The sequence below is a fragment of the Nocardia sp. NBC_01327 genome (genome assembly GCF_035958815.1).
Lineage (GTDB): Bacteria > Actinomycetota > Actinomycetes > Mycobacteriales > Mycobacteriaceae > Nocardia.
On sequence record NZ_CP108383.1, the window covers coordinates 4,137,649 to 4,160,596 of the forward strand.

Annotated in this window: 26 protein-coding genes; 10 read left to right on the forward strand and 16 right to left on the reverse strand. The window is 65.5% G+C overall.

Annotated elements, in window-relative coordinates:
• The first annotated feature begins 79 nt into the window (after nucleotides 1-79).
• Nucleotides 80-1,267: a YbfB/YjiJ family MFS transporter gene (locus OG326_RS18830; RefSeq protein ID WP_327145949.1), complete on the forward strand. Its 1,188-nt coding sequence runs from the start codon at nucleotides 80-82 to the stop codon at nucleotides 1,265-1,267.
• Here the strand turns inward: OG326_RS18830 and OG326_RS18835 are convergent.
• Nucleotides 1,249-1,479, reverse strand: coding sequence for a hypothetical protein (locus tag OG326_RS18835; protein WP_327145950.1), 231 nt, complete (start codon nucleotides 1,477-1,479; stop codon nucleotides 1,249-1,251). The two genes, OG326_RS18830 and OG326_RS18835, sit on opposite strands and share 19 nt — an antisense overlap.
• Before the next feature lie 126 nt (nucleotides 1,480-1,605).
• On the opposite strand from OG326_RS18835, the gene OG326_RS18840 reads away from it, so the two are divergent.
• On the forward strand, nucleotides 1,606-1,848 hold the full coding sequence (locus OG326_RS18840; protein WP_327145951.1) for a CDGSH iron-sulfur domain-containing protein: 243 nt from the start codon (nucleotides 1,606-1,608) through the stop codon (nucleotides 1,846-1,848).
• Between the two features lie 14 nt (nucleotides 1,849-1,862).
• Here the strand turns inward: OG326_RS18840 and OG326_RS18845 are convergent, their stop codons facing one another.
• Together OG326_RS18845 and OG326_RS18850 are read right to left on the reverse strand one after the other, a co-directional pair.
• Nucleotides 1,863-2,903, reverse strand: a complete 1,041-nt coding sequence (locus tag OG326_RS18845) for an iron-containing redox enzyme family protein (RefSeq protein ID WP_327145952.1) — start codon at nucleotides 2,901-2,903, stop codon at nucleotides 1,863-1,865.
• A 6-nt stretch (nucleotides 2,904-2,909) separates the two neighbouring features.
• Nucleotides 2,910-4,040 (reverse strand): carboxylate-amine ligase, encoded by a 1,131-nt coding sequence (locus OG326_RS18850; RefSeq protein ID WP_327145953.1) that lies wholly within the window; start codon nucleotides 4,038-4,040, stop codon nucleotides 2,910-2,912.
• Between the two features lie 258 nt (nucleotides 4,041-4,298).
• Between OG326_RS18850 and OG326_RS18855 the strand changes: the two genes are divergently transcribed.
• Both OG326_RS18855 and OG326_RS18860 read left to right on the forward strand, forming a co-directional pair.
• Nucleotides 4,299-4,682: a DUF5313 family protein gene (locus tag OG326_RS18855; RefSeq protein WP_327145954.1), complete on the forward strand. Its 384-nt coding sequence runs from the start codon at nucleotides 4,299-4,301 to the stop codon at nucleotides 4,680-4,682.
• Between the two features lie 276 nt (nucleotides 4,683-4,958).
• Nucleotides 4,959-5,501 carry a hypothetical protein gene (locus OG326_RS18860; protein ID WP_327145955.1) on the forward strand — a complete coding sequence of 181 codons (543 nt, stop codon included), beginning with the start codon at nucleotides 4,959-4,961 and terminating at the stop codon, nucleotides 5,499-5,501.
• On the opposite strand, the gene OG326_RS18865 is transcribed toward OG326_RS18860, so the two are convergent.
• On the reverse strand, nucleotides 5,491-6,366 hold the full coding sequence (locus OG326_RS18865; RefSeq protein WP_327145956.1) for a hypothetical protein: 876 nt from the start codon (nucleotides 6,364-6,366) through the stop codon (nucleotides 5,491-5,493). The genes OG326_RS18860 and OG326_RS18865 overlap by 11 nt on opposite strands.
• Nucleotides 6,367-6,901: 535 nt before the next feature.
• Here OG326_RS18865 and OG326_RS18870 point away from each other — a divergent pair.
• Nucleotides 6,902-7,666 (forward strand): glucose 1-dehydrogenase, encoded by a 765-nt coding sequence (locus tag OG326_RS18870; RefSeq protein ID WP_327145957.1) that lies wholly within the window; start codon nucleotides 6,902-6,904, stop codon nucleotides 7,664-7,666.
• Nucleotides 7,667-7,680: 14 nt separating this feature from the next.
• On the opposite strand, the gene OG326_RS18875 is transcribed toward OG326_RS18870, so the two are convergent.
• A complete protein-coding gene (locus OG326_RS18875) occupies nucleotides 7,681-8,133 on the reverse strand; it encodes an SRPBCC family protein (protein ID WP_327145958.1) in 453 nt (150 codons plus the stop codon).
• Between the two features lie 93 nt (nucleotides 8,134-8,226).
• On the opposite strand from OG326_RS18875, the gene OG326_RS18880 reads away from it, so the two are divergent.
• Complete coding sequence (locus OG326_RS18880) at nucleotides 8,227-9,075, forward strand: MerR family transcriptional regulator (protein WP_327145959.1); 849 nt, start codon at nucleotides 8,227-8,229, stop codon at nucleotides 9,073-9,075.
• Nucleotides 9,076-9,093: 18 nt separating this feature from the next.
• Here the strand turns inward: OG326_RS18880 and OG326_RS18885 are convergent, their stop codons facing one another.
• The 5 genes from OG326_RS18885 to OG326_RS18905 all read right to left on the reverse strand — a co-directional run bounded on the left by OG326_RS18885 (nucleotide 9,094) and on the right by OG326_RS18905 (nucleotide 14,122).
• On the reverse strand, nucleotides 9,094-10,455 hold the full coding sequence (locus tag OG326_RS18885) for a TIGR01777 family oxidoreductase (protein WP_327145960.1): 1,362 nt from the start codon (nucleotides 10,453-10,455) through the stop codon (nucleotides 9,094-9,096).
• 80 nt (nucleotides 10,456-10,535) lie between these two features.
• Entirely contained in the window at nucleotides 10,536-11,516 is a 981-nt protein-coding gene (locus OG326_RS18890; protein ID WP_327145961.1) for a glycine betaine ABC transporter substrate-binding protein, read from the reverse strand.
• Nucleotides 11,513-12,301 carry an ABC transporter permease gene (locus tag OG326_RS18895; RefSeq protein WP_327145962.1) on the reverse strand — a complete coding sequence of 263 codons (789 nt, stop codon included), beginning with the start codon at nucleotides 12,299-12,301 and terminating at the stop codon, nucleotides 11,513-11,515. The genes OG326_RS18890 and OG326_RS18895 overlap by 4 nt, the downstream gene beginning before the upstream one ends.
• The gene (locus OG326_RS18900; RefSeq protein ID WP_327145963.1) at nucleotides 12,298-13,479 is read right to left on the reverse strand and encodes an ABC transporter ATP-binding protein; all 1,182 of its coding nucleotides are present in this window, start codon (nucleotides 13,477-13,479) and stop codon (nucleotides 12,298-12,300) included. Before OG326_RS18900 ends, OG326_RS18895 begins: the two co-directional genes overlap by 4 nt.
• The gene (locus OG326_RS18905; RefSeq protein ID WP_327146521.1) at nucleotides 13,472-14,122 is read right to left on the reverse strand and encodes an ABC transporter permease; all 651 of its coding nucleotides are present in this window, start codon (nucleotides 14,120-14,122) and stop codon (nucleotides 13,472-13,474) included. The genes OG326_RS18900 and OG326_RS18905 overlap by 8 nt, the downstream gene beginning before the upstream one ends.
• A 405-nt stretch (nucleotides 14,123-14,527) precedes the next feature.
• Here OG326_RS18905 and OG326_RS18910 point away from each other — a divergent pair, with 405 nt between their 5' ends.
• A complete protein-coding gene (locus tag OG326_RS18910; protein ID WP_327145964.1) occupies nucleotides 14,528-15,142 on the forward strand; it encodes a cutinase family protein in 615 nt (204 codons plus the stop codon).
• A gap of 18 nt (nucleotides 15,143-15,160) precedes the next feature.
• On the opposite strand, the gene OG326_RS18915 is transcribed toward OG326_RS18910, so the two are convergent.
• Nucleotides 15,161-15,661 carry a hypothetical protein gene (locus OG326_RS18915; RefSeq protein ID WP_327145965.1) on the reverse strand — a complete coding sequence of 167 codons (501 nt, stop codon included), beginning with the start codon at nucleotides 15,659-15,661 and terminating at the stop codon, nucleotides 15,161-15,163.
• Nucleotides 15,662-15,944: 283 nt separating this feature from the next.
• Here OG326_RS18915 and OG326_RS18920 point away from each other — a divergent pair, with 283 nt between their 5' ends.
• Nucleotides 15,945-17,180, forward strand: a complete 1,236-nt coding sequence (locus OG326_RS18920) for a cytochrome P450 (RefSeq protein WP_327145966.1) — start codon at nucleotides 15,945-15,947, stop codon at nucleotides 17,178-17,180.
• A gap of 19 nt (nucleotides 17,181-17,199) precedes the next feature.
• Here OG326_RS18920 and OG326_RS18925 read toward each other — a convergent pair whose 3' ends face one another.
• Nucleotides 17,200-18,081 carry an SDR family oxidoreductase gene (locus tag OG326_RS18925; protein WP_327145967.1) on the reverse strand — a complete coding sequence of 294 codons (882 nt, stop codon included), beginning with the start codon at nucleotides 18,079-18,081 and terminating at the stop codon, nucleotides 17,200-17,202.
• Nucleotides 18,082-18,166: 85 nt separating this feature from the next.
• Here OG326_RS18925 and OG326_RS18930 point away from each other — a divergent pair, with 85 nt between their 5' ends.
• On the forward strand, nucleotides 18,167-18,739 hold the full coding sequence (locus OG326_RS18930) for a TetR/AcrR family transcriptional regulator (RefSeq protein WP_327145968.1): 573 nt from the start codon (nucleotides 18,167-18,169) through the stop codon (nucleotides 18,737-18,739).
• Nucleotides 18,740-18,954: 215 nt separating this feature from the next.
• Here OG326_RS18930 and OG326_RS18935 read toward each other — a convergent pair.
• The 4 genes from OG326_RS18935 to OG326_RS18950 form a co-directional block, all read right to left on the reverse strand.
• A protein-coding gene (locus tag OG326_RS18935) for an IS3 family transposase (RefSeq protein WP_327146491.1) occupies nucleotides 18,955-20,369 on the reverse strand; the annotation gives its coding sequence in 2 pieces (ribosomal slippage) (nucleotides 18,955-20,003 and nucleotides 20,003-20,369; 1,416 coding nt in all).
• Between the two features lie 105 nt (nucleotides 20,370-20,474).
• Nucleotides 20,475-21,275 carry a helix-turn-helix domain-containing protein gene (locus OG326_RS18940; RefSeq protein ID WP_327145969.1) on the reverse strand — a complete coding sequence of 267 codons (801 nt, stop codon included), beginning with the start codon at nucleotides 21,273-21,275 and terminating at the stop codon, nucleotides 20,475-20,477.
• Nucleotides 21,276-21,278: 3 nt separating this feature from the next.
• A complete protein-coding gene (locus OG326_RS18945) occupies nucleotides 21,279-21,797 on the reverse strand; it encodes a DUF6879 family protein (protein ID WP_327145970.1) in 519 nt (172 codons plus the stop codon).
• Nucleotides 21,778-22,107: a hypothetical protein gene (locus OG326_RS18950; RefSeq protein WP_327145971.1), complete on the reverse strand. Its 330-nt coding sequence runs from the start codon at nucleotides 22,105-22,107 to the stop codon at nucleotides 21,778-21,780. Before OG326_RS18950 ends, OG326_RS18945 begins: the two co-directional genes overlap by 20 nt.
• Before the next feature lie 217 nt (nucleotides 22,108-22,324).
• Between OG326_RS18950 and OG326_RS18955 the strand changes: the two genes are divergently transcribed.
• The gene (locus tag OG326_RS18955; protein ID WP_327145972.1) at nucleotides 22,325-22,813 is read left to right on the forward strand and encodes a hypothetical protein; all 489 of its coding nucleotides are present in this window, start codon (nucleotides 22,325-22,327) and stop codon (nucleotides 22,811-22,813) included.
• The last annotated feature ends 135 nt before the right edge of the window (nucleotides 22,814-22,948 follow it).

Sequence of the window (22,948 nt, forward strand, 5' to 3'; positions counted from 1 at the left end):
AGCGGAGGAAGCCGGTCGTGGTGCGACAGCCGGTCACGGGCAGAGGATGGACACATCCACCCGTGAATGGAGACGAGCCGTGCAAGAGATTCCGGTGCTCGAAGGATCCCGGCCCGCTGTCCGGAAAGCCCCGTGGGGGTTGGTCATTCAGGCCGCCGCCGCATTGGCCGCGGGTATGGGGGTGGGCCGGTTCGTCTACAGTCCGATCCTCCCGCTCATGCATGCCGGGGCCGGATTGTCCGCAGTCGACGGTGCTCACCTGGCTACCGCCAACTACGCCGGATACCTCGCCGGCGCACTGCTGGGCATTGCCCTGCCGCGGTTGGCGCGCTCGCCGGTGGGGCTGCGCATCGCCTTCGTCGGCCTCATCGCGAGCCTCGCCGGGATGCCGTGCGCCGAGAGTCCGCCGATCTGGATGGCGCTGCGGTTCATCGCCGGTGTGGCAAGCGCTCTGATCTTTGTCATCACGGTCAACTGTCTGCACAGCCGCCTGAGTGGTCACCCCGGCCATTTCGCGGGCTGGGCCTTCGGCGGCATCGGTGCGGGCATCGCACTGTCCGGGGTGCTGGTTCTCGTGCTGCGCGTGGTCGCGGACTGGCGAGCCGCGTGGTTCGCCTCGGCTGTTCTCGCGACGATTCTCGCCGCGGCAGCCTGGCGTCTGCACCCGGACTCTTCCCCTTCTGTCGAGATGAACAGGGTTGCGCCCCAGCCGCTTACAGCACATTCGCGTCGCCTGTTCGCGGCATTGTTCACCTCCTACACCTTGGAGGGCGTCGGATACATCATCGCCGGTACCTTCCTGGTCGCCGCCATCGAGCAGAGTTCCCCGGGCGGTCTCGGCAGCAGCGCGTGGGTCCTCGTCGGCATTGCCGCCGTGCCCTCCTCGGCCCTGTGGACATGGCTGGTCCGCCGCTGCTCCCGCTCGGTTCTACTGATGGCCGCGCTCCTGCTGCAATCGCTGGGCATTGCCCTTCCCGCCCTATCCAGCAGTCCCGCAGCCGCATTGGCCGCCGCGGTACTGTTCGGCGGCACCTTCGCGGGCATCAGCGTGCTCGCCCTGGCCGCGGGCGCGGCCCTCCGGATGCCCCATGCGGTCGCGGTATTGACCAGCGGCTATTCAGCCGGTCAGATAGCCGGCCCGCTACTCGCCGCCCCGCTCCTGCACGACGGCTACCGCCCCGCCCTCCTCCTGGCGTCCGCGGTCGTCCTCATCGCGGCCGTCGCCGCCCTCCCCACTTCGTCGGGGAGCTACCCTTCCGCGGCGTAGGCGTCGGTGACGCTCTCCACGGATTCGACGAACGGAAGCGATCCGACCCGGTCGATGGCGTCCTCGGCGATCCCGATCACCACGGGATCCGGAAACGTGCCGTAGATGACCATTCCGCCCAGCGCTCTGAGCCCGCCGCGAAAGGCCTCCGCGTCAGCGGTAGCGGGGAGCAGGGGCGAGAACCGCACTCGATACACACCTTCGTCGGCCATGCCGCCTCCTTGTCGATCCGGACTGACGTTGCGGTTGTGGTTTGCCCGTTTTTCCTCCTGCTACACAATGCTCCGGCGTGATTGCGGGCGATATGCCGGGGTATACGCACGTAGGAGGTGGAACAGATGCCAGAGGAATGGGCGAGGCCCGAGGATACGACGTCTGCGGCGGAGCCGTCGCGTACGCGAATCACCTTCAGTCCCGATGGTCCGGCACTGGTCGAAGGGCCGGTCGAATTGGTCCGAGCCGATGGCACGACGGTGTGTTCGGATCGATTCCTGGTGGCGTTGTGTATGTGCCGGCGCAGCAAGAGTTTCCCGCTGTGCGACACCAGTCACCGCAAGCGGGCCAGGCGCACCGCGGAATAGGCGGCTCGATCGCATCAGCTCGTGACGGGCTGACGTAGTGAGCTGCGCCCCGCACGCCAGCTGTCGAGCGTGTGCTCGCTGAAGCGATCCTCGAGCAGAGTGGTGGCCTGGATCCCGAGCACGACCGATTCGGCGAGCTCCGGTTCACGAGCGAGCAGGTTCGCGACCACGTCATGGCGCATTACCTGTTCATGCACCGCGTCCGCCTCGACGTGCTCCGCATAGAAACTCACGCATTCCGGTGCGGCGCCGAGCTTTTCGAGAGCGGCGATCATTCGGCGCGCCCCCGGCGAGGAGGTGATCTCGGCGGCGGCCAGGTGCCCGACCAGTGCGCCGCGATATTCCCGATGCAGCCCGAACAGCGACATCATGTTCACGATTGCCAGCATCGGAGCGGGGACAGCATCGAGGTAGTACAGATACTCGGTGCGCAGACCGGCTGCGGCCATGAGGTTCACATAGAGCCGAGCGTGTATGCGATCACCGTGCCCACCGCCGAATTCGTCGAACTCGACCGCGACCAGGGAGGCCTTCTCCTGACCCTGCAAACGGGGGATCACCCACGCATGCGGGTCGCCTTCCTTGTGATGGTAGATAGAACGGTGCACGAAGAATTCGCGGAGCTGCTCATAGTCCCCTCCGGTGAGTAGATAGCCCGCGATGCCCGAATCATCGGCAGGTGGCGACAGCAGCGCCCGGAATTCCCGCTGCACATCCGAGCCGCCGATCACAGTGCCGCGCAACGCATCGAGGAACGGCTGTTCCATCGCGGCGCGAAAGCGCAACAGGTCGGGATCCCACTCCCAGGCGGGGTCCACGCTGGGAAAACTCTGATAGTGCAACTCATAGCAGAGATGCAGCGCCAGTTGCAGATCGTCGCCAAAGGGATCGGCATTGCCGGGGTGCGGCAGTGCGGTGCGGGTCGCCGGTGAAGTGCGCAGCGCGTTCACGACCGCCGCGGACAAATCGCCACGCGGTACGGGTAAGCCCCGGGCGGGCTGCTGAAGGACGTCGTTCAGCGCTGACTGCGACGTGTATGGCAGGACATTGGTCATCGTTGATCACCCTCCTTCTTCGAAACTCATACCTGCCGGTGCGAATTCGCCTGTCAGCCGGAACGATTCGACCAGCCCCGGGAGGCCGGACACGGCGGCGATACGTTGTCGCGCGGCACCGGTGCCGTGCTGGTGCACTGCGGTCAGCAGTCGTGTCGCCTCCGCGGTATCGCCGACTTCCTCGAGTTCGTCGGCGATCCACGCGGTCAGCTTTTCCACCATCCGTACTGCGGGAACCTGGATTTGCCCGATCGGATCGATCGCGGGTCCGTCGAGCCCGTAGCGAGCCGCGGTCCACACGGCGGCCGCGGCGACCTGGTCGTCGAGAGCGGGTCCTTCGATCCCCGCGTCAAGTTTGCGTATCGCGGTGTGCACCAAACCGCGGGTCAGCAGCGCCTGTAAGACGGCGTCGTCGACTGTCGCGGCGGTGTCGACGGCCCGAACTTCGACAGTGGGAAAGGCGTCGGAGGGTCGAGCCATCCAGAACGACATGTGGTCGTCGATGAGGACACCGCATTCCCTCAGCACTGCAATCCGCTCTCGATAGTCCGCTGCCGAACGTGAGAACGGCGGTAATCCCGCACCGGGAAACCGGGCCTGTTCCGCGATCCGCCAGGAGCTGTACCCGGAATCGCGTCCATGGTGGAATGGCGAATTGGCGCCGATCGCGACCAGAATCGGCAGCCAGGGCCGGAGATGATTCACCACCGCGACGGCTTGCTCGGCATCGTCGATGCCGACATGCACGTGTGCCCCGCACGCGGTATAGCTTCGCGTCATTTCTCCGTACCGGTGGTGGATCCGTTCATATCGACTGTGCGTGGTGACATCGGCCGCAGCGCCGCAGGCCGGTGCCGTTCCGACCGGCAGGACGGCCAGCTCGCACCGATCGGCCGCGGCACCGAGCCGCTGCCGGGCGGTACTCAGCTCCGCGTGCAGTGCTTTCATGCTCGTGTGGACGCCCGATACCGATTCGATCTGCACTTTCTGCAGTTCCGGTTTGAACCTCTCGGATTCATCGGGATCGAGATTGGCGCGCAGCCAATCCAGAACCAGATCCGCCTTCGGTGCGGGAACTCCGTTCGCATCGACAAGGAGAAACTCCTCCTCGAATCCCACTGTGCGCCGGTCCTCCATCGGTTCCGCCTTCCGCCGAGGTGTCTGTCAGACTGCCCGAATCGTCTTCGACCGACGTGTCATCTTCGACCGGCGTGCCAATTGGCGAATAACCCGCTTCGGGAAGATCAAACAAGGGTTGCCGGTGTTCGCCGCCACTGCGGGGCAACCCATAGATTCGGGCTATGACTACATAGACGGCGGAGGGCTACCGGGTGGACGGCGCCGGGCGCACGCTCGAGGGGAACCGCCGATTGCACCGAACGAGAGGAGCCGGTCATGACCCGTCAACGCCGTCGCCCCACCTTCCCGGAATGGCTGGGGTACACCGTCGGTCGGCCCCTGCCGCCGGATCTACGCGGCTGGGTCCTGCGCGATCTGACCGGAAAGCACGCGTACACAAGGCATCTCGTGCGCGGCATGGTCCCGTTCCTGCCGATCTTCGCCGTCTTCCTGCTGCTGTTCCCGGGGCCGCTGTGGCTGCGCGGCGCCATGAGCCTGCTCGCGCTGATCCTGGCCCTGTTCTACTGCGCGGCCTATATGGCCCCCAACCGCGCCTACCGGCTGGCCCAGCACGGGCTGCCCGCAGACCTGGATGCCCCCGGAGTCCTGCACGCCACCAACCCGGAGCGTGTTCGCTACGCCCACAACCATCCGCACTGACGACACGCAATCCCGCGGCCTCGACTCGCCGTGACGTCGAATTCATTCGGTCGCATATCTTCTCGCCTGGATGTTCGATTGTTTCGTCTCGGTATCGAATCCGGAATGTCGGACGTTGGCGAGGTAGCGTCGAATCCGCACTTCACACAGTGTTATTCGTGGAATCGGAGGCGCGGATATGCGTGGTGGCGGTCGTGTAATTGTTCCGAGGCTCGTGAGTGAAATTCTGGAATTCTGTGATCGTTACCGCGTCGCATCGATCGTGAGGAATCTTCGGTGACCGCGCTGATCGATCTCTCGGTAGTCTCCGAACCCCGGGTTCGGACCGCCGAGTGCCGCACGGTCGAAGTGCTCACTTGCATCGAGGATATCGACCGTTTGCGGGTGGTGGTGGCGCATGTACTCGAACGTTGCCATCGAAGATGGTGCGGGCGTAATGATATTGATGCGTTCCCCCCGATCGGCCGCTGGCAGCATATCGAGCGCCCGCCGACACCGGCCGGCTGCCGCACCCCGCGGGAGCACATTCGCATTGCCGCGCTCGGCCGCCGCCAGCGCCTGGACCCGATCCACGGACTCGAGGCCGCGCTCATGATGACCTCGGGCTGCCCGGCCTTTGTCATCGCCGGCGATCCGGGCCAGGATCCCGGTCTGCCGCGCAGCGCCTCCGGGGCCCGCACCCTGGTGATCACGCTCTTCGCGCTCGACGGCGATGATCTCTCGCTGGCCGAAGGCCTGCTCAATGCCGTTCTGGAGCTGTGCGATGCGACGCTGCTGCGCCGGAACCTGCGTCACGATCAGCTGACCCTCACCGACTGAGCGGGCGCCTGGAGTGCAGCAGTGCCACACCGGCCATGCAGCACACCATGATTGCGCCTGCGGCCAGGCTCGGTGCCGCCGCGAAGGCCGCTCTCGGATCGTTCGAGTACCCCGCACGGTTCGCGGTGCGAATCGCCGTGACGCAGGTCGGCAGCGCCAGCGCCGCGATCAGCAGCACACCGCTGGGGACCTGCTGGGGTCGAGCGCTCGCGCAGAGGTGGCCGACCGTGAACGCCAGGACCGCGCCCCCGACCACTACGACGGCTCGACTGCCTCCGTGGGACGCGGCGGTCGATGCGGTGAATACGGCCACCGCCAAGGTCATTCCGGCCGAGGTCCACACGGAAGGGCGACGCGCGCCGGCGGCCAGTCCCGCCCCGGCGAGGACGATGAGAACCGGGACGATCCATCCGGGCTGCGGTGCGACGCCCACGGCGCCGGCAGTCGCCGCGATGCCGACGACCATGAGCAATCCCGTCCCGTCCCGCCCCGGCAGCAAGGCGGCGGCAATCATCGCAGGCACGACGGCCGCGAGTACGGCAATGCCGACGGTCACCGGTGTCGGATTTCTTCCGGCGAGCCACTCGGCCGAGAAGAGCGCTCCGAGTGCGAGTGCCACGGCCGCGATGATGGGCGGCAGGAAGGAAACGGGCGTCGTTTCGGCGTCGGAATCCAGTCGTGCTCGCCATGTGCCCGCGGCGGTCAGCAGAAGCGCCGCGGCCACCAGCCAGATCGGCGGCTCCTCGATCGGAGTCCACGCCACCGCCGCCGGTCCGCTGAGCGGATGCCTCCCGAACAGGTCGATGTCACCGGTCAGATCACCGGCCACAAAGGCCGAACAACCGCCCAGGGCAAAGCCGAACATAGGCAGTATCTTCCGCTGCGCGGTGGCCCCCAGCGCCCCCAATGTGATGCCGCCGGAAATGGAATCAACATAATTCAGCGAGGGCAATGTCAGGTCGTGGGTCCATATGTATTGACCCCCAATGTGATTCACGAAGATTATCAGTATGCCGGCGAGTGCGGCCAGCCAAATAACCGCGTTCCGCCCGGAAGCATAAGCGAGAACCGCCACCATCACGGCCACGATTACCCCGATCGCGGCCGCCCGGGGCGCACTGAGAATCAGCCTCTCGATTTGAAAGATGTGATCCTCGCGCGTCGCCCATCGGAAGTTGGTGGGTAATTCGATCGCGGAACTGGCGGCCATGGCGCCGACGAACAGCGTGACGGCTTGCATCCTGTTGCTGGCCGAATACATTTTGCGAGAATACAACCGCCGACGGCCTCGACATAGCTACAAGGTAGCTACGTTGTTTCGGTGTGGCGGCCACAGGTTAGGATCGGAGGGCCTTCTGGGATCTGGCTCGAAACAGGTATTCCCTTCGAACGGAGGACCCATGACCGATCTTTCCGGAAAAGTCATCATCGTGACCGGCGCCGCACGCGGCATCGGAGCGGAAACCGCGCGGGAGGCCATTGCCGCGGGCGCCAACGTCATCGTGGCCGATGTCCTGGCCGACGAGGGAGCGGCCACCGTTGCCGAGCTCGGTGACCGGGCCCGCTTCGTCGCGCTGGATGTGACCTCGGAACAGGAATGGGATGCCGCCATCGCCGCGGCCGAGCGCGAATTCGGCGGCTTGCATGGTTTGGTCAATAACGCGGGCATCTCCACCGGTCAGCCGTTCGAGACCGAGACCCCCGAACACTTCCGGAAGGTGCTCGAGATCAACCTTGTCGGCGTCTTCCTGGGGATGCGGGCCGCGGTGCCTGCAATGCAGCGGGCGGGCGGCGGCTCGATCGTGAACGTATCCTCCGCGGCCGGACTCATGGGTCTGGCGTTGACCGGCAGCTACGGCGCGTCCAAATGGGGTGTGCGCGGATTGACCAAGATCGCCGCAGTTGAGCAGGGCGTCAACGGGATTCGCGTGAATTCCGTGCACCCCGGCATGACCTATACGCCGATGACCTCCGGTGTCGGGATCCAGCGGGGCGAGGGCAACTACCCGAACACTCCGATGGGCAGAGTCGGTGAGGCGAACGAGATCGCCGCCGCCATCGTATTTCTGCTGTCGGACGCGGCGTCCTATATGACCGGCGCGGAACTGGCCGTCGACGGAGGATGGACGACCGGACCCACGGTCAAATACGTCATGGGGCAGTGACCGGCGCGTCCTGCCTATTCGACGAAGGCCTTGATGCGCTCGAGCGTCTCGCGCATCCCGTCGGTATTGGTCTTGCCCCGGGCCAGGCCCGCCACCGCCCAGTACAGCCGCAACACCGGTGTGCGGTGCAGTTGGAACGATTCGGTGACGTCGGTGCCGCCCTCGACCGGTTCGAAGAGGTAGCGCCAGGTATTGATCCCCATACCGCCGGGGCCCAGCACGGTGAAGGCGAATTCCCGGCCCGGTTCGCAGGCGATGATCCGGCAGACCGTCCAATACTTCAGACCCCACCCGTTGCGGTTCACATGCCCGCGAAATTTCACCCCGACAGCGGGCGCCGTCGCGCCACCGACCCATTCGGCGGCGAAGGTCTCCGGACTGAACTTCCCTGTGTTCGTGATGTCGCTGACGAGCCGCCAAATCTCTTCGGTGGGCGCGGCCATCCGAACTGTCACACTGCCCTGCATCCCCGTACGCTAACAGCCCCGCTCGGCCACCGGGTCGCCGAGAACGCGCGGGCGACTGGCGGCTGAGCGTGTCGATAAGGGCAGAATGGAATGATGACCGCGCGTTCCGCTGCTCCTGCCGAGGGCGTGCTCGGGTACCCGGTGCGCGTGGTTGCCGAGCGCCTGGGCATACCGACAGCGACACTGCGGACCTGGAATCAGCGGTATGGGATCGGACCGGCAGTACATCAGCCGGGGCGCCATCGCCTCTATTCCGAGGCGGATATCGTCCTGCTCGAGCGCATGTGCGCGCTGATCAAGTCCGGGGCCAGTCCGTCCGGTGCGGCCGGGCTCGTTCGCGAGGGCGGTGCGGCGCGCGGCGATATCGCGCCACTGCTGGAGGCGGCCTTCGCGCTCGACACGCCTGCGATCTCACGACTGCTCACCGCGCATCTGCGTGATTTCGGCGTGGTCGGCACCTGGGATCAGCTGTGCCGCCCGGCTTTTGCGGACATTGTGGCGCGACAGGGGGCGGGGGAGGGGTGTATCGATGTCGAGCATCTGCTGTCCTGGTGCGTGATGTCGGTCCTGCATCGCACGAATCCGCCTCCGGCACAAGGGGTTCCGGTGCGTGCGGTGCTGGCCTGCACCCACGGCGAGACGCATTCACTACCGCTCGAGGCGCTGCGCGCGGCGCTCGCGGAGCGCGGTGCCGGCGCACATATGCTGGGCGCGGATGTGCCGGCCGCCGCGCTGTCGGACACCCTGCGGCGGCTCGGGCGCGGAGTGCCGGTCATGCTCTGGTCGCAGCAGGAGTCCACGGCGCTGATCTCGGCGGTGCGAACCGGCATCGAAGCCGGCGCCCGTGTTCATGTCGGCGGTCCCGGCTGGACCTCGATCATATTGCCGGAGCGGGTAGTTCGTGTTGCCGACCTGCGTGAAGCTATCGATCTGATGAGCTGATTCGGGCCGGGGTCAGTGTCAGTCGCCGACCTGCGCCGAATCGACGGTGCGGCCCAGCAGATGGCGAAGCGCCGCATCGAGTTCGGGTGTGCGGAAGTGATGGCCCGCGGCGTTCAATCGAGCCGGGACGACCCGCTGACTTGCCGCGGCGAGTTCCCGCGCGCCCTGTCCGCCCAGTAGTAGCGCCGGTCCGAATCCCGGCACCGGCAGCGCCGCCGGACGATGCAGCACCGCGGCGAGCACCCGTGTGTATTCGCTACTGCGCACCGGTTCCGGCGCCACCGCATTCACCGCGCCCGACAGCGAATCATCCCACAGCGCACGGTGATACACATCGATCAGATCGTCGATCCCTATCCAGGACAGCCACTGCCGCCCATCGCCGATGCGCCCGCCCAGGCCGAGTGCGAACAGCGGCCGCAGCAGGCGCAGCGTGCCCCCGCCCGGTGACTGGACGATGCCGGTCCGCACCCGGACCACGCGGCAGGTGGCGGTCTCGGCGGCCTGCTCCCAGTCGGTCACGACATCGGCGAGGAACCCGTCGCCCCGGGCGCTGTCCTCGGTCAGCGACTCATCACCGCGGTCGTAGCCGTAGTACCCGATCGCCGAAGCGCTGATGAATGTGGAAACGCCTGCGCGCGAGGCCAGTTCGGCCAATACGCGAGTCGGTGCGATGCGGGAGTCGGCGATATCGCGCTTGTGCCGCTCGGTGAACCGGCCCGCGATCGGCGCTCCGGCCAGATGTACGACCGCGTCCACAGTGTCGAGCAGATCCGGCGCCGGATTCGCCGGGTCCCAATGACGTTCACCCGCATGCCGGGGAGCGTGGCGGACCAGGCGAATCACCGTGTGGCCGCCGGTGCTGAGAAATGCGGTCAGCGCGGTGCCCACCAATCCGCCCGCCCCGGTCACGGCGATGGTGGAGCGCGGAAATCCGTGCCGGGCCGCGTCCTGGTGTGCCGCCAGATCCGCGGCCAGCTGCCGGTAGCGGTAGTCGAAGGTGGAGCGCAGCAGCCCGGCCGGCACCGGCGTATCGACATGGTCGAGGACCCGGGTGTGCGTAGTGTCGACCGCCTCGAATTCGTGCGTGTGCCGCCAGCGCACGGCCATTCCGGCCGGCATCGAGGCGAGGCCGTCCACCGCGACCTCGTCGGTGAATCGATGAGGCGGGTCGTAATCGTCCGGGTCGTGGCGCGCGACCCACCGCAGTCCGCCCGGCAGCCCCAGCACGGCCCGGCCGTCGGCCAGTGACGTGGCCTCCTCGATCAGGGACATGGGCTGCCACGGCGGCGAGAGCCGGGTGAACGCTCCAGGCCGGGAGAACCAGTCGAAGACCTCGGTCAGCGGTGCGGCGACAATGCTCGAACACGAGATGCCCATCCCTCGACTGTAGCCAGACCAGCCTCGGATGCAACGTTTGTGAATCGTTTCATGCTGCGAGTCGGTGGGCCGCGATCCGGTCAGCGGGCGGTGACGAACCCCTGAGCGACCATCCAATCGCGTGCGACATCGGCGGGCTCGCGGCCTTTGACATCGACCTCACTGTTCAACGCGGTGATCGATTCATTGGTCAGCCGTGCCGAAATCGGCGCCATGATGGCCGCGATCTGCGGGTGGGCATCGGCGAAGGATTTGCGCATCACCAGTGCCGCATTGTATTTCGGGAAGAAGCCGAGATCGTCCTTCAGCAGCACCAGACCGAGCGCGGGAATGCGGCCGTCCGTCGCGGCGACCGAGCCGAACCTGCACTGCGTGGCATCGGCGGTGGCCTGGTAGACCACCGCGTCCTGCACGATCTGCTTGTGCACCTTGCCGACATCGATCCCGTACTTGTGCGCCATTCCCGGGAAACCGTCCTGGCGCACATTGAATTCGGTGCCGACGCAGGTCGTCGCGGCGCCCGGATCGGTGGCGATGAGCCGGGCATAGTCCGAGAGGGTCACCACCCCGGTCTCCTTGGCGGTGCGGGCGCTGGTGACCATGGCATAGGTGTTGTTCATGGGCGCCATATCCGCCCAGACGATGCCGTGCGCGGCCAGGTCGGCATCGCGGACGGCATTGAACTGCCCCACCTCGTCCGGAATCGGGGTCTCATTGCCGAGATAGTTGATCCAGCCGGTGCCGGTGTACTCGTAGGAGATATCGATCTGCCCATTTAGCTGCGCATCGCGAACACTGTTGGAGCCCTGGATATTTGTCAGATCGCGGACATTCGCTCCGGCCGCGGCCATGGCGAACTCGATGAGATAGCCGAGGATGTTCTGCTCGGTGAAGTCCTTGGAGCCCACCGTGATCGACACGCCCTCGAGCTCGGGCACCGGGCGAATGCTGCCGGGCCCCACCTGCAACGGCACCGCGCTTCCGGATTCCAGTCCGCACCCCGCGAGCGCCAGCACCGCCACGAACCCCAGCGCGGCCGCCCGCCACGCGCGCGTCCTCACTTCAACCCCCGGGGACCGAGGAACTGTTCCGCCAGTGCGCCGAGCCAGTCGACGAGCAGGGCCAGCGCGACCGCGAGCACCGCGCCGACCACCAGGGTCACGTTGTCCCGCAACTTGTATCCGGTATCGATGAGAATCCCGAGCCCGCCCGCGCTCACCAGGAACGAGAGCGTCGCGGTGCCGACGGCGAGCACCAGGGAGGTGCGCAGTCCGGCCAGGATGTAGGGCACCGCGAGCGGAAATTCGATGCGGCGCAAGACCGTCAGCGTCGACATGCCCTGCCCGCGCCCGGCATCGATGAGCGTGTCGTCCACCTGCTGATAGCCCAGGATCGTATTGCGCAGCACCGGAAGCAGTGAGCAGAAGGCGATGGGCAGCACGCCGATCCAGAAGCCGGTGGTGCGGGTGGCGAGGTAGAACAGCACGATCAGGCCGATGGCGGGCGCGGCCGCGCCGATATTGGCGATCCCGATGAAAAGCGGTGCCAGACGGCGGTATCCGGGCCGGGTGAGCAGGGTGCCCAGCGGTACCGCCACCGCGATCACGATCACCACGACGGTCGCCGAGATCAGCACGTGCTGCCAGGTGACATGGGCGATATTGGAGACGCTGATGCTCGCCTGCTGGGTGACGGTGAGAGTGCGCCGGAACGCCCACACCAGCACACCGGCGGTGAGCGCCAGCACGATCACCGGTTGGATGAGCAGCCGAAGTCGTTCGGCCCGGCGAACTGTCGCCGGCGCGTTCGTGGCCGGTGCGGCGGTGGTCGTGATCGCGGCCGTCATTGCTCGGCGCTCGTATGTGTTGCCCGCAGCGCCGACAGATGTCCGACGAGGGTGTCGATCGTAATGAGGCCCGCGTACTCGCCGCGGCGGCCGGTGACCACCGCCGTGGCCGTCTGCTCGGCGAGCAGGGCCGCCAGCGCCTCCTGCAGCGTCGACTGCAGTGAGAGCGGTTCGCCGATCGGCAATCCGATACCCCGCAGCGAATCCGCGTGTGCCAGTTGCTCGTTCGACACCCAGCGCAGCGGCCGCCGCTGGTCGTCACAGATCAGCGCCCACGGCCATTCCCGCCCGGCCAGTGTGGTCCGCAGAGTCTCGACAGCATCGGTCTCGCTGACGGTCGGGCAGTCACCGAGCTCGACATCGCGGACCCGGGTGAGGGTGAGCTGTTTGAGCGAGGCGTCCCCGCCGACGAATCCGGCGACCGTCTCATCGGCGGGATCGGCGAGGATCGCCGCGGGTGTGTCGTACTGCAGAATGCGGGAGTGGTTGCCCAGCACCGCGATTCGGTCGCCGAGCTTGACCGCCTCGTTGAAATCGTGCGTGACGAAGACGATCGTCTTTCCCAGATCGGACTGCAGCCGGAGCAATTCGTCCTGCAGCAGCCCGCGCGTGATCGGATCGACCGCGCCGAACGGTTCGTCCATCAGCAGCACCGGCGGATCGGCCGCCAGCGCGCGGGCCACCCCGACCCGCTGCTGCTGACCGCCCGAGAGCTGCCGCGGATACCGGTGGCGATAGGTGCCCGGATCGAGGCCGACCAGCTCGAGCATCTCATCGGTGCGCGCGGCGACCTTCTTGCGATCCCAGCCGATCAGACCCGGTACTGTCGCAATGTTTTTCGCGACGGTGAGATGGGGGAACAGCCCCGCCTGCTGGATCGAGTAGCCGATGCCGCGGCGCAGATGATCCGGATTCACCGAAGTGACATCGCGTCCGCCGATGGTGATGGTGCCCGAGGTCGGCTCGATGAGCCGGTTGATCATGCGCATGGTGGTGGTCTTGCCGCAGCCGGACGGCCCGACCAGGACGACGATCTCACCCGCCGGGATGGTCATCGAGACCGAGTCGACGGCCGGATCATCCTGTCCCGGATAGCGTTTGGTGACCTCGGTCAGCACGATCTCGACGCCGGACACCGCCGATGCCGTGCCGTCGCCGCGGATTTCGGTGTCAGTCACGAATTCCCCTCGAAGTGGTGAACCGCCCGATGATCACGAAGACCCCGTCCAGCAGCAGCGCCAGCACGACGATCAGAATCGTGCCGACCAGCGCCTGCGGTACCGCGTTCGGACTGCCCAGCCGGGCCAGGCCGGAGAAGATGAGGTTGCCGAGCCCCGGCCCCTTGGCATACGCGGCAATCGCGAGAATGCCCATGATCATCTGGGTGCTGACCCGCATACCGGTCAGAATCGACGGCCAGGCCAGCGGCATTTCGATGCGCGCGAGCACCCGCAGCCGGTTCATGCCCACACCGCGCGCGGCATCGACGATCGCCGGATCCACCGAGGCCAGCCCGACAATGGTGTTGCGCAGGATCGGCAGCAGGGCGTAGAGCACCAGTGCGGTGACGGTCGGCCCGACGCCGAGCCCGAGCCACGGAATCAGCAGCCCGAGCAGTGCGAAGGAGGGCACCGTGAGAATTGCGCTGGCCAGCGCCGTGGCCGCCGCCGACCCGATCGGACTGCGGTAGACCAGCACTCCGATCAGTACGGCGATCACCGTCGCGATCAGCAGTGACTGCACCACCGCCGAAACATGCAGATACGAATCGGTGACGAGCTGCGCTCGCCGGTGCACCACGAATGTCCAGAGTGTGTCCAGGGCCCTACCTCCCCGTTGCCCGGCTGTCCTCGGACCCTAGCCCGATCGCGCGTCCTCGGGACGGAAATCGCTCGGCGCGTTCAACTATCGCGAACGTCAGCTCCGAGGGCCGTCTCCCGGCCTCGGTGAGCCGCAACAGCAGCCGAAAGTGTGTGCAAACCTTCGGTTATGCGAAGTTTCCCGCGGGGGAGAGGGTTTCGTGACGACTGCGGCGCGCCCTGCTCCGGTGAACGCCCAGCCAGCGGATATGAGCTCCGGATGACGCCCTGCGACATCGCATTACGGCATACGAAAACATGCCCCAGGTAACTGTTTCGCTGGAGTGATTGGGCGCCAGCAATTTCTGGGTACATACCGTTCGAGCCGGGCAGGCCCCGGAGGCACGATTAGTTAAGAAGTACGATTATGCGTAGAGCAACGGCGCTCTTCGCCGCATTACTGTTGGCCATCCTCTTTTCCATCACCTACGTGACAAGTCCGAAGGCGCAAGCCGATGTCTGCACCGGCGATTGGGCCATAGGTATCGGCGGTCTCGGGGACAACACCTCGTCGGTGTTCGCTCCCACCGTGGACCAGCCTGTCGGGTACAACTCCGCCGACCCGATGTCGGGGTTGAACGAACTCGACCGGCTTTTCTGGTTGCATCGCAGCCAATGTCCGGACGACCACATCAAACTGATCGGACACAGCGAGGGCGCGGGCATCGTCCACGCCTGGGTCACCGCACACCAGGATGTCGGCAATGCCAATGCCATTCTGCTGGCCGATCCCAAACGTGACGCCGGGCCCGGCTCGGCCGGATTGGCGTCGACTCCCGGGAGCGGGATCATCGGCTATCCGCTGGCCGGTGTCGACGACTGGTTCGGCGGCTTCCCGGTATTGACGGTGTGCAATCACGACGATCAGATCTGCGATACCTCGGCTGGTTGGCAGGGGTACCTCTTCGGGGGTGCGCATAATCGCTACGATTTCAACGTCTGGGACTACGGCGACTGGGATTCCGGTGTCTGGTACCGGTAATCGGTGAATCATGGGGGATCAGTAGCCATTCGGCACTGGTCCCCTTTGGCTGAACCCGTGCCCCATCGAGGTGCACACGGCCGTTCCGTTGAAGGTGATTTGACAGTTCGCCCCAGCATAGGTGACCGAATACTGCGGGTCGTGGTAGTTCCCGGGTGCGAGGCGTGGCAGTGCGGGATTTCCGCCCGGCAGGGTGTGACTGCCGCCGGCGCTCCACTGGGGGCGCGCGGGCAAGCCGGCCGAATCGATGAGGATGGCGGGAACATTCGGCAGCGGTACCTGCATTCCGGCATAGAGCACGTTCATATACGACGCCGGGACCGCGAGGTCGCATCCCACGGCGCCGTTCGCGGCGATCGAGCAATTCCACACGCCCAGGGCGAAATACGCGGTGTCGCCGACGAGTATCGGACCGGGTGCGTCATCGTCATGCGCGGCGGCCACACCGGACAGGCACGCGAGAATCCAGATAATTGCTCCGCAAACTCCTGCGGCGGCGACTTTTACGGCTCCGGCCACGGCATCTCCTTGGATGCGCAATGATTCTCAGGTCTCCCCGACCATGCACAAAAACTATCACTTTACGGCGCAAAGACAAGAGATCTGTCGAGGGGTCTTGCACAATAAATTGCCCGCTCCGCACCCGTGCCGACCTCGGATCGAGCGATGCGGCAGCGTATTCGTTCGCGCAGCGAAAGACTCTGCCCGCATTGGGGTTCGAGGGTAGGCTGCCTGGGTTCCGCGTCCGGGATGTGCGGTGATCGGCGGCGGTGAGTGTCGTGCACCGCGGTGGAGTTCATTGATGTCAGATCCGGTCCCAGCCGTCCCCGTCGCGCCGATCGATGTTTCCGGTCCGCGCGTGCCGATGTACACCCCGCAATTCGCGGCCGATCCGCATCGGGCGTACCGGGAGATGCGGGAGAGGTTCGGCGCGCTGGCGCCCGTCGAGCTGGCTTCGGGTGTGCCCGCCACGCTGGTGCTCGAATATCGCACTGCGGTACGGATTTTGAATGATCCGGAACGTTTTCCGGCCGATCCCCGCGTCTGGCAGGAGGGGGTGCCCGCTGATTGCCCCGTATTGCCGATGATGCAGTGGCGTCCGAACGCGCTGCGCAATGCGGGGAATGTGCACGCGCGCTATCGGCAGACCAATACTGCCGGGTTGGCCGGGATCGATCAGTTCGGGCTGCAATCCGTCGTGGAGCGGACCGCGGTATCGCTGATCAATGCGTTCTGTGCGTCCGGATCCGCGAATCTGGTGCGCGACTACGCTTTTCCGCTGGCCTTCGAGGTGCTCAACCACCTGCTCGGCTGTCCTGCCGATATCGCCGGGCAGGCGGCGGAGGGGTTTCGCGCGATCTTCGAGGGCATCGGCGCGGAAACCGGTAACAAGCTCCTCGTCGGGGCGCTGCAACGCCTCGCCGTGCACAAGCGGGCGCAACCGGGCGACGACGTCACCACCCGGATGCTCGAGCACCCCGCCCGGCTGACCGATACCGAGATGGTGCATCAGCTGGCCACCCTCTACGGCGCGGGCATCGAGCCGCAGCAGAATCTGATCATCAACACTTTGCTGCTCATCCTGGCAGACGACCGTTTCGGCGGAATTGTGCTGGGCGGCAGCCTGTCCACCCGCGACGCCCTCGACGAGGTGCTCTTCGACGATCCGCCCATGGCCAACTTCTGCATCAGCTTCCCGCGCCAGCCCGTCCTGGTGGAGGACCGCTGGCTCCCGGCGCATCAGCCGGTGGTAGTCAGCATGGCCGCGTGCAATACCGACCCGGCGATTCGGGCCGGGCAGTTGGCCGGAAACCGCTCCCACCTCGCGTGGGGAGCGGGCCCGCACTCCTGCCCCGCGAGTTCCCTGGCCTATCTCATCGCCCAGGAGGCCATCGACCAGCTGCTGGACGCCCTGCCCGAGATCCGCCTGGCGGTCCCGATCGGTGAATTAGACTGGCGCCCAGGCCCTTTCCATCGCGCCCTATCGGCCCTCCCGGTCCTTTTCACGCCCTCGGCGCCGCTGCCGGAGCGGGCATGATCGCCCCGCCGGCGCCCGGTCAGGGCTGGATGTTCTCCAGATCTTCGAGCAGGCTCGGGTGGATGGGCTGCCAGCCGAGTGTCTGCCGGGTGTGGGTGCTCGACGAAGGCTGATCGGTGGCGAAGATCGGGCCGAGCGGTCCGAATGTCTCCTCCGGCACCGCTTCGACCGCGATCCCGAGCCTGCGACCGATGACCGCGGCCATATCGCGGACGGCATCGCCTTCATCGGCCACAGCGTGCCATGCGGTTCCGCCGGGCGCCTTCTCGAGAACGAGCCGGAAGAGTACGGCCGCATCGAGCGCATGCACCGCGGGCCAGCGCTGTGCGCCGTCACCCGGATAGCCTGCTACTCCGGTGCGGCGTGCGATGCCGGTCAGCAGCCCGGCGAATCCGCCGGTGCCGTTGTTGTGCACCGTGCGCGGCAGTCGCACGGCCGCACTTCGCACCCCGCGCGAGGCCAAGTCCAGCACGGCATTGACCGAGACGCCGCGCCCGCCGACGGGTCCGTCGGTAGAGGAGGGGTCGGCCTCGGTGGACGCCCGTCCCGGCACCCACGGAGTGCCCGAAACCGTGAGGAACGGCCGGTCGCTGCCAATGAGTTCCTCGCCCAGGGTCGCCAGCGCCGCACTCTCCTCGGCGACCGCCGCCGCGACGGCAGCGGGACTGCTGAAGTCATTGGCGAAGGCCAGATGGATCACGCCATCGGTCCGCGCGGCGCCGGCGCGGAGCGTGGCCAGATCGGTGAGGTCACCCCGAATCGTCTCGGCCCCAGCGGTTTCGAGGGCCGCCGCCGACGAATCGGAGCGAGCGAGTGCGAGCACGGTGTGCCCGTTGCCGAGCAGCTCGGCAATAACGGCCGACCCGATCAAACCGCTGCCGCCGGTGATGAATACCTGCATGTCTCTCCCTGGAGAGTGATGGGACTGTTGTCTCATCACTGTAGCAGAGTGATGAGACAACAGTCCCATCATCTATGGTGGTCTGATGGCGAGATGGGAACCCGGGGCACGTGAGCGACTAGTCCTGGCCGCAGTGGACCTGTTCACCGAGCTGGGCTACGACGCGACCACCGTCGCCCAGATAGCCGAACGCGCCGGCGTCACCAAGAGCACCTTCTTCCGTCACTTCTCCGACAAACGAGAACTCCTCGCCGCCGGCCAAGAGGCCCTGAGCCAACTCCTGACCGAGGGCATCGCCGAGGCCCCCGCCCATGCCACCCCCCTCGAAGCCGTCGCCGCCGGCCTCGAACGCGCCTCCACCGCCATGGGCCCGATGAACCGCGAACTAGCTCCCCGCCTTCAAGCCGCAATAGCCGCCAACAGCGAACTCCAAGCCCGCGACGCCCTCAAAAGCGTCGGCCTAGCCGAGGCCATGGCCACCGCCCTCCGCGCCCGCGCCATCCCCGCCCCCACCGCCCACCTCGCCGCAGAACTAGGCGTCCTAGCCTTCAAACAGGGCTACGCCCAATGGCTCCAAGCCACCCCCGACGCCCCCCTCGCCCCCTACGCCCTCGCCGCCCTCGAAGCCCTGCACGCAGCGACCAAGTCCCTCACCTGACAGAAACGCTCGAACGCCACCACACAGCCCGCATCCGCAACGCACAACCCATGTTGGGCCTGCGCGGCGCAGACATAGTCTGTGCGATCCGGGCTGTGCGGTAAGGGTTCTCGTCGCTGCCTCACCTGGTGCGGTGCGCTTGTAGTGCTTTGGTAATCAGCTGCCGTGCATCGTCTCCGGACGGAATTTTTCAAGGTGGATGAGTCCAACGGGTGTTAAGCGGCTGTCGTGTCGGCCTCCTGGGTGGCGTCGTCGGCTGGTCGGTTGATCCAGACGGTCTCGGGTAGGTCAAGGATCTTCGGTGCCGTGGTGGTGCCGAAGCGGTGTGGGTGGCGGGCGCGGGCCTGGGCGAGCACGGCTTGGCGGGCGGCGGCCTTGTCGGTGGCCAGCCCGTAGTGAACGTCGGCGGGGGTGTGTAAACCGATGCCGGTGTGGCGGTGTTGGTGGTTGTACCACCCGGCGAAGGAATCCATGAATTGTCGTGCCTCGGTGAGTGATCGGAAACGTTCGGGGAACTCTGGACCGTATTTCAGAGTCTTGAACAGCGCCTCCGAAAAGGGGTTGTCATTGGATACCCGTGGCCGTGAATGCGAGCGGGTGACCTCGAGATCGGCGAGCAGAGCGGCGACCGATTTGGACGTCATCGACGTGCCCCGATCGGCGTGCACTACCTGCGGAATCCCGTGGACCCCGAAGATCTCTTTCATCAATTCCGTTGCCAGAACACCGGATTCATGATTGTGAACATGGACCCCGACGATGTAACGGGAGTAGATGTCGATCATCACGTAGGCATCGAAATACTGTCCCTTGACCGGGCCGGCGAGCTTGGTGATGTCCCACGAATACACCTGCCTCGGTGCGGTGGCGACCAACTCCGGACACACCTTGGCCGGATGCCGCGCCAACCGGCGCCGCTCCTTGACCTGCTTGTTTTCCCCTAACACCCGATACATCGTGGACACCGAACACAGGTAGGTGCCCTCGTCCAGGAGCTGGGCGAAGACCTGCAACGGCGCCAGATCGACGAACCCGGCACTGCCCAGTTTCTCCAGGATCGCGCGTCGCTCGAACTCGGAGAGCTTGTTCACCGGATCTGAAACCGGTTGCGGTACACCCGAACTCGGTGCCGCGGCGGCCTTACGGCGGCGGTTCGCGGTGGAACGCACCAGTCCCGTCAATACCGCCGCACGCCGAGTACCGGCTCCGGCATCGGTCAACGACATGTACGCGGTGGTCAACGCCTTCTGCGCTGCTCGTCGGAATCCGCTCTCTCGGAGAGAGATTCCAAGAGAGCGTGTGCTTTTCCCATGATGTCCAGGGCGGCCTCGGTAGTGACGAGACGTTTGTTGGCACGCGCTAATTCCGCTGTCAGACGTGCGATTTCGGCTTGCTCAGCGGTCAGTTTACCGACCTTCTCACCCGGTTTCTTACCGGAGAGGACCCCCGCGTCGCGCTGCTTGCGCCACTCGCTGATCTGCGAGGAATACAGCCCTTCTCGGCGCAGATACCCGCCACCGTCGCCGTGTTCGATCGCCTGCTCGTAGGCCTGCAGATACGCCAACTTGTCCGCTGCGCTGAACGCACGCCGCCGCTTCGGCTCGTCACCACGCGGCCCTGGAGAACCCATCCGCCCATTGTGGCCTTCGGCGACCGCGGCTCTTGTCCTGGTCATGAAATAGCGATCCGTCTCTCGCCCTGCATCTCCGATTGGCTCCGAGCCGGTGGACTCACCTCACCCTGACACGCAGGGGGACACCGACTGCCCAACCAGGACATCGAAGGTTCGGTGATAGAGCTTGATTTCTCGCGGTTGGGTAACGGTGAGTTCCGCGGAAATCGACTCGACGGTTACCCTGCGCTGGTCGAACATGACGAAGTTGGTCAACTGCATCGGCAGTTCGGCGCTCATCGGCACGATCCCGAAGGTGACCCGGGGTAATCCCATCGCGGCCAGTAGTCTGTCCAACTGCCCGATCATGACCGAGTCCCCGCCGACAGTGTTGTACAAAGCTTGCTCGCCCATGAGGATATGAAACCGGTGGTCCCCTCGGTAGAGAATCTGCTGGCGCTCAATGCGTTTGGAGACTCCCTCATCGAGATCATCGGGTATCCCGTGGAATTTGATCGACCTGCGCAGGACCGTGGAAGCGTATTCCGCGGTCTGAAGAAGTCCTGGTATCAGGGACGGCTGATAGGCGCGGATCACCTTGGACTGCTGCATCAGATGCAGGATCTCGTGCTGTTTCTGTTTGGTCCCACCGCTGAGCGTTCGCCGCCACTCGCGATACGAGGTCTCTATATTCCGCAGCGTAGCAACAAGATTCGGCATCTCACTCTGGGCCCCGGTAAGGGTGCACCACACCTGGATGTCGGCGATCGACGGTTTCGTCCTGCCGTATTCGATCTTGGGTATCCTGGTCTGATGCCATCCGGCCCTGCGGGCAAGCTCGCTACCGCTGAGTCCGGCGGACTGGCGAAGCTCCCGGAGGCGTTCCCCGAGAGCTTCGCGCGCTTGCTGTAGAGAATTGGTCACCGGTCAGAGTTCACGTTCGTATTCATTGAACGGGACCGCCGATCGCCACAGCTTTTCCTTCACTCCCCGGCAGTACGCCGCGATGCCGGGGTCGGTGGTTATTGCCGCTCCGGAGGGTCTGCCGTCATTGTCTACCAGGTTGAAACCCACTGTCGTGCCGTCGAACAGCCACCAGTCATCCGAGGGCACGTCCCCGGCAAGGTGTCGAGGCAGATAGCGAATGTCTTCTCCGGCATCTACATTGCCCGCCGTGATCGAAAGCAGCCAGCGCTGATAGTCGCTGTGCGGCACCGTGACTACACGGACCCGAGTCACCCGCACTCCGCGACCGACGGTTTCCTGAACAAGCTCCGTCCACGGTCGCCTGCCGTACTCCGGTACCGGTGTTGCACCGTTGAGGAATCGGCGCAGCGATTCGGACTCACTGGGAACAGAGTAGGCGTCTCTCACCTCCAGATGGAATGCCTCCTGCTCGGCCAGCCGGAACAGCTCAGGCCACGGACTAGGCTGCCGCAGTAACACCGTGAAAAGCCCTCTCCGCCTTCGGCACTTCAATGGCGGCTTCGTGGGGTTCCATGCTCATCGTGTCCACCGTCGCACGGTCGGTGATCGGCTGGCCGGAGATCAGGAACGTCCCGCGGCCGGTGTCGCTCAATGTGGCACCGATGAATGTCTCCGGCTCTGCGAACCCCAGCAGTAGATGCGGAATCTCCACAGTCGCCTGCGTCCCTGTCTTCCAGCCCACCACAACGTAAGTGCCGGTGTCGGTCGCGTACAGCGTTGGGCAATCGCCGTCACCCGAACCGCCCTTGCCGAGGAATTTCAACAACATGATGACGCTCCTATCTGAACTACGCGCAACTATGCCTACAAGCTCCAATTGTCTCGCCCAAATGACCTGGCTGACCAGTGATTAAGTCATTTTCAGCATAGTTCGGCATAGGTGTGGCCAAGCAGGTTTGAGGTCTCTTAGCGTCGATCCAAGCGTTCGGGGCCGGTGCAATCGTCTCGGTCCAGGCGGGCCTCGCCAACCGACGACAGGGGCGGTCATGGATGACAAAGCGGAGCGCACACGACTGTTCTCGTTCCCCGGCGGGGTGCTCGAACTGCAGAGCACCGGGGACGTGGACGAGGACTACGCCGGGTTCTATCTCCAACTCCACGGACAGGCTCACGATGAGGAAGGCGGAGTGGCTGTAATGCGCTGGAAGCCAACATGTATCGGGTACCTGCGTACCGACGTATCGGGCGTTGCCCAGATGTGGGATCAATCCCAAATCCGAAGGCTAGCTGAGCGTCTCGGGTACGACTTCGCCGATATGGTGATCTATGACCCGAAGTTCGGACGTCCGCCACTGGCGCGTTTGAGGGCGCAGGCGACCCGCTTGGACGCTGAAGCGGTGGTAGTCCCCAGCCCTGAGCATTTCGAGGGTGGGGAGATACCGGCGGCGTTGGTGCTCCAAGTGGACGTGATCGTCGTGAACCCCGAAGAGACCTACGCGCGACGGCCCGTGAGTCAGCTTCCGCAGCACAGATGATGTTGTTGTGCAAGGGATCTGGATTGAGTCGAAGCGTCATCGAATTCGTGCAGTAGGTTGGATTGTGGCGTCGGCGGGGATGCTGTCGGCTCGTAGTCTCGATGCCGCCCTGGGGTGGCCGAAGGGTGGGAGGCG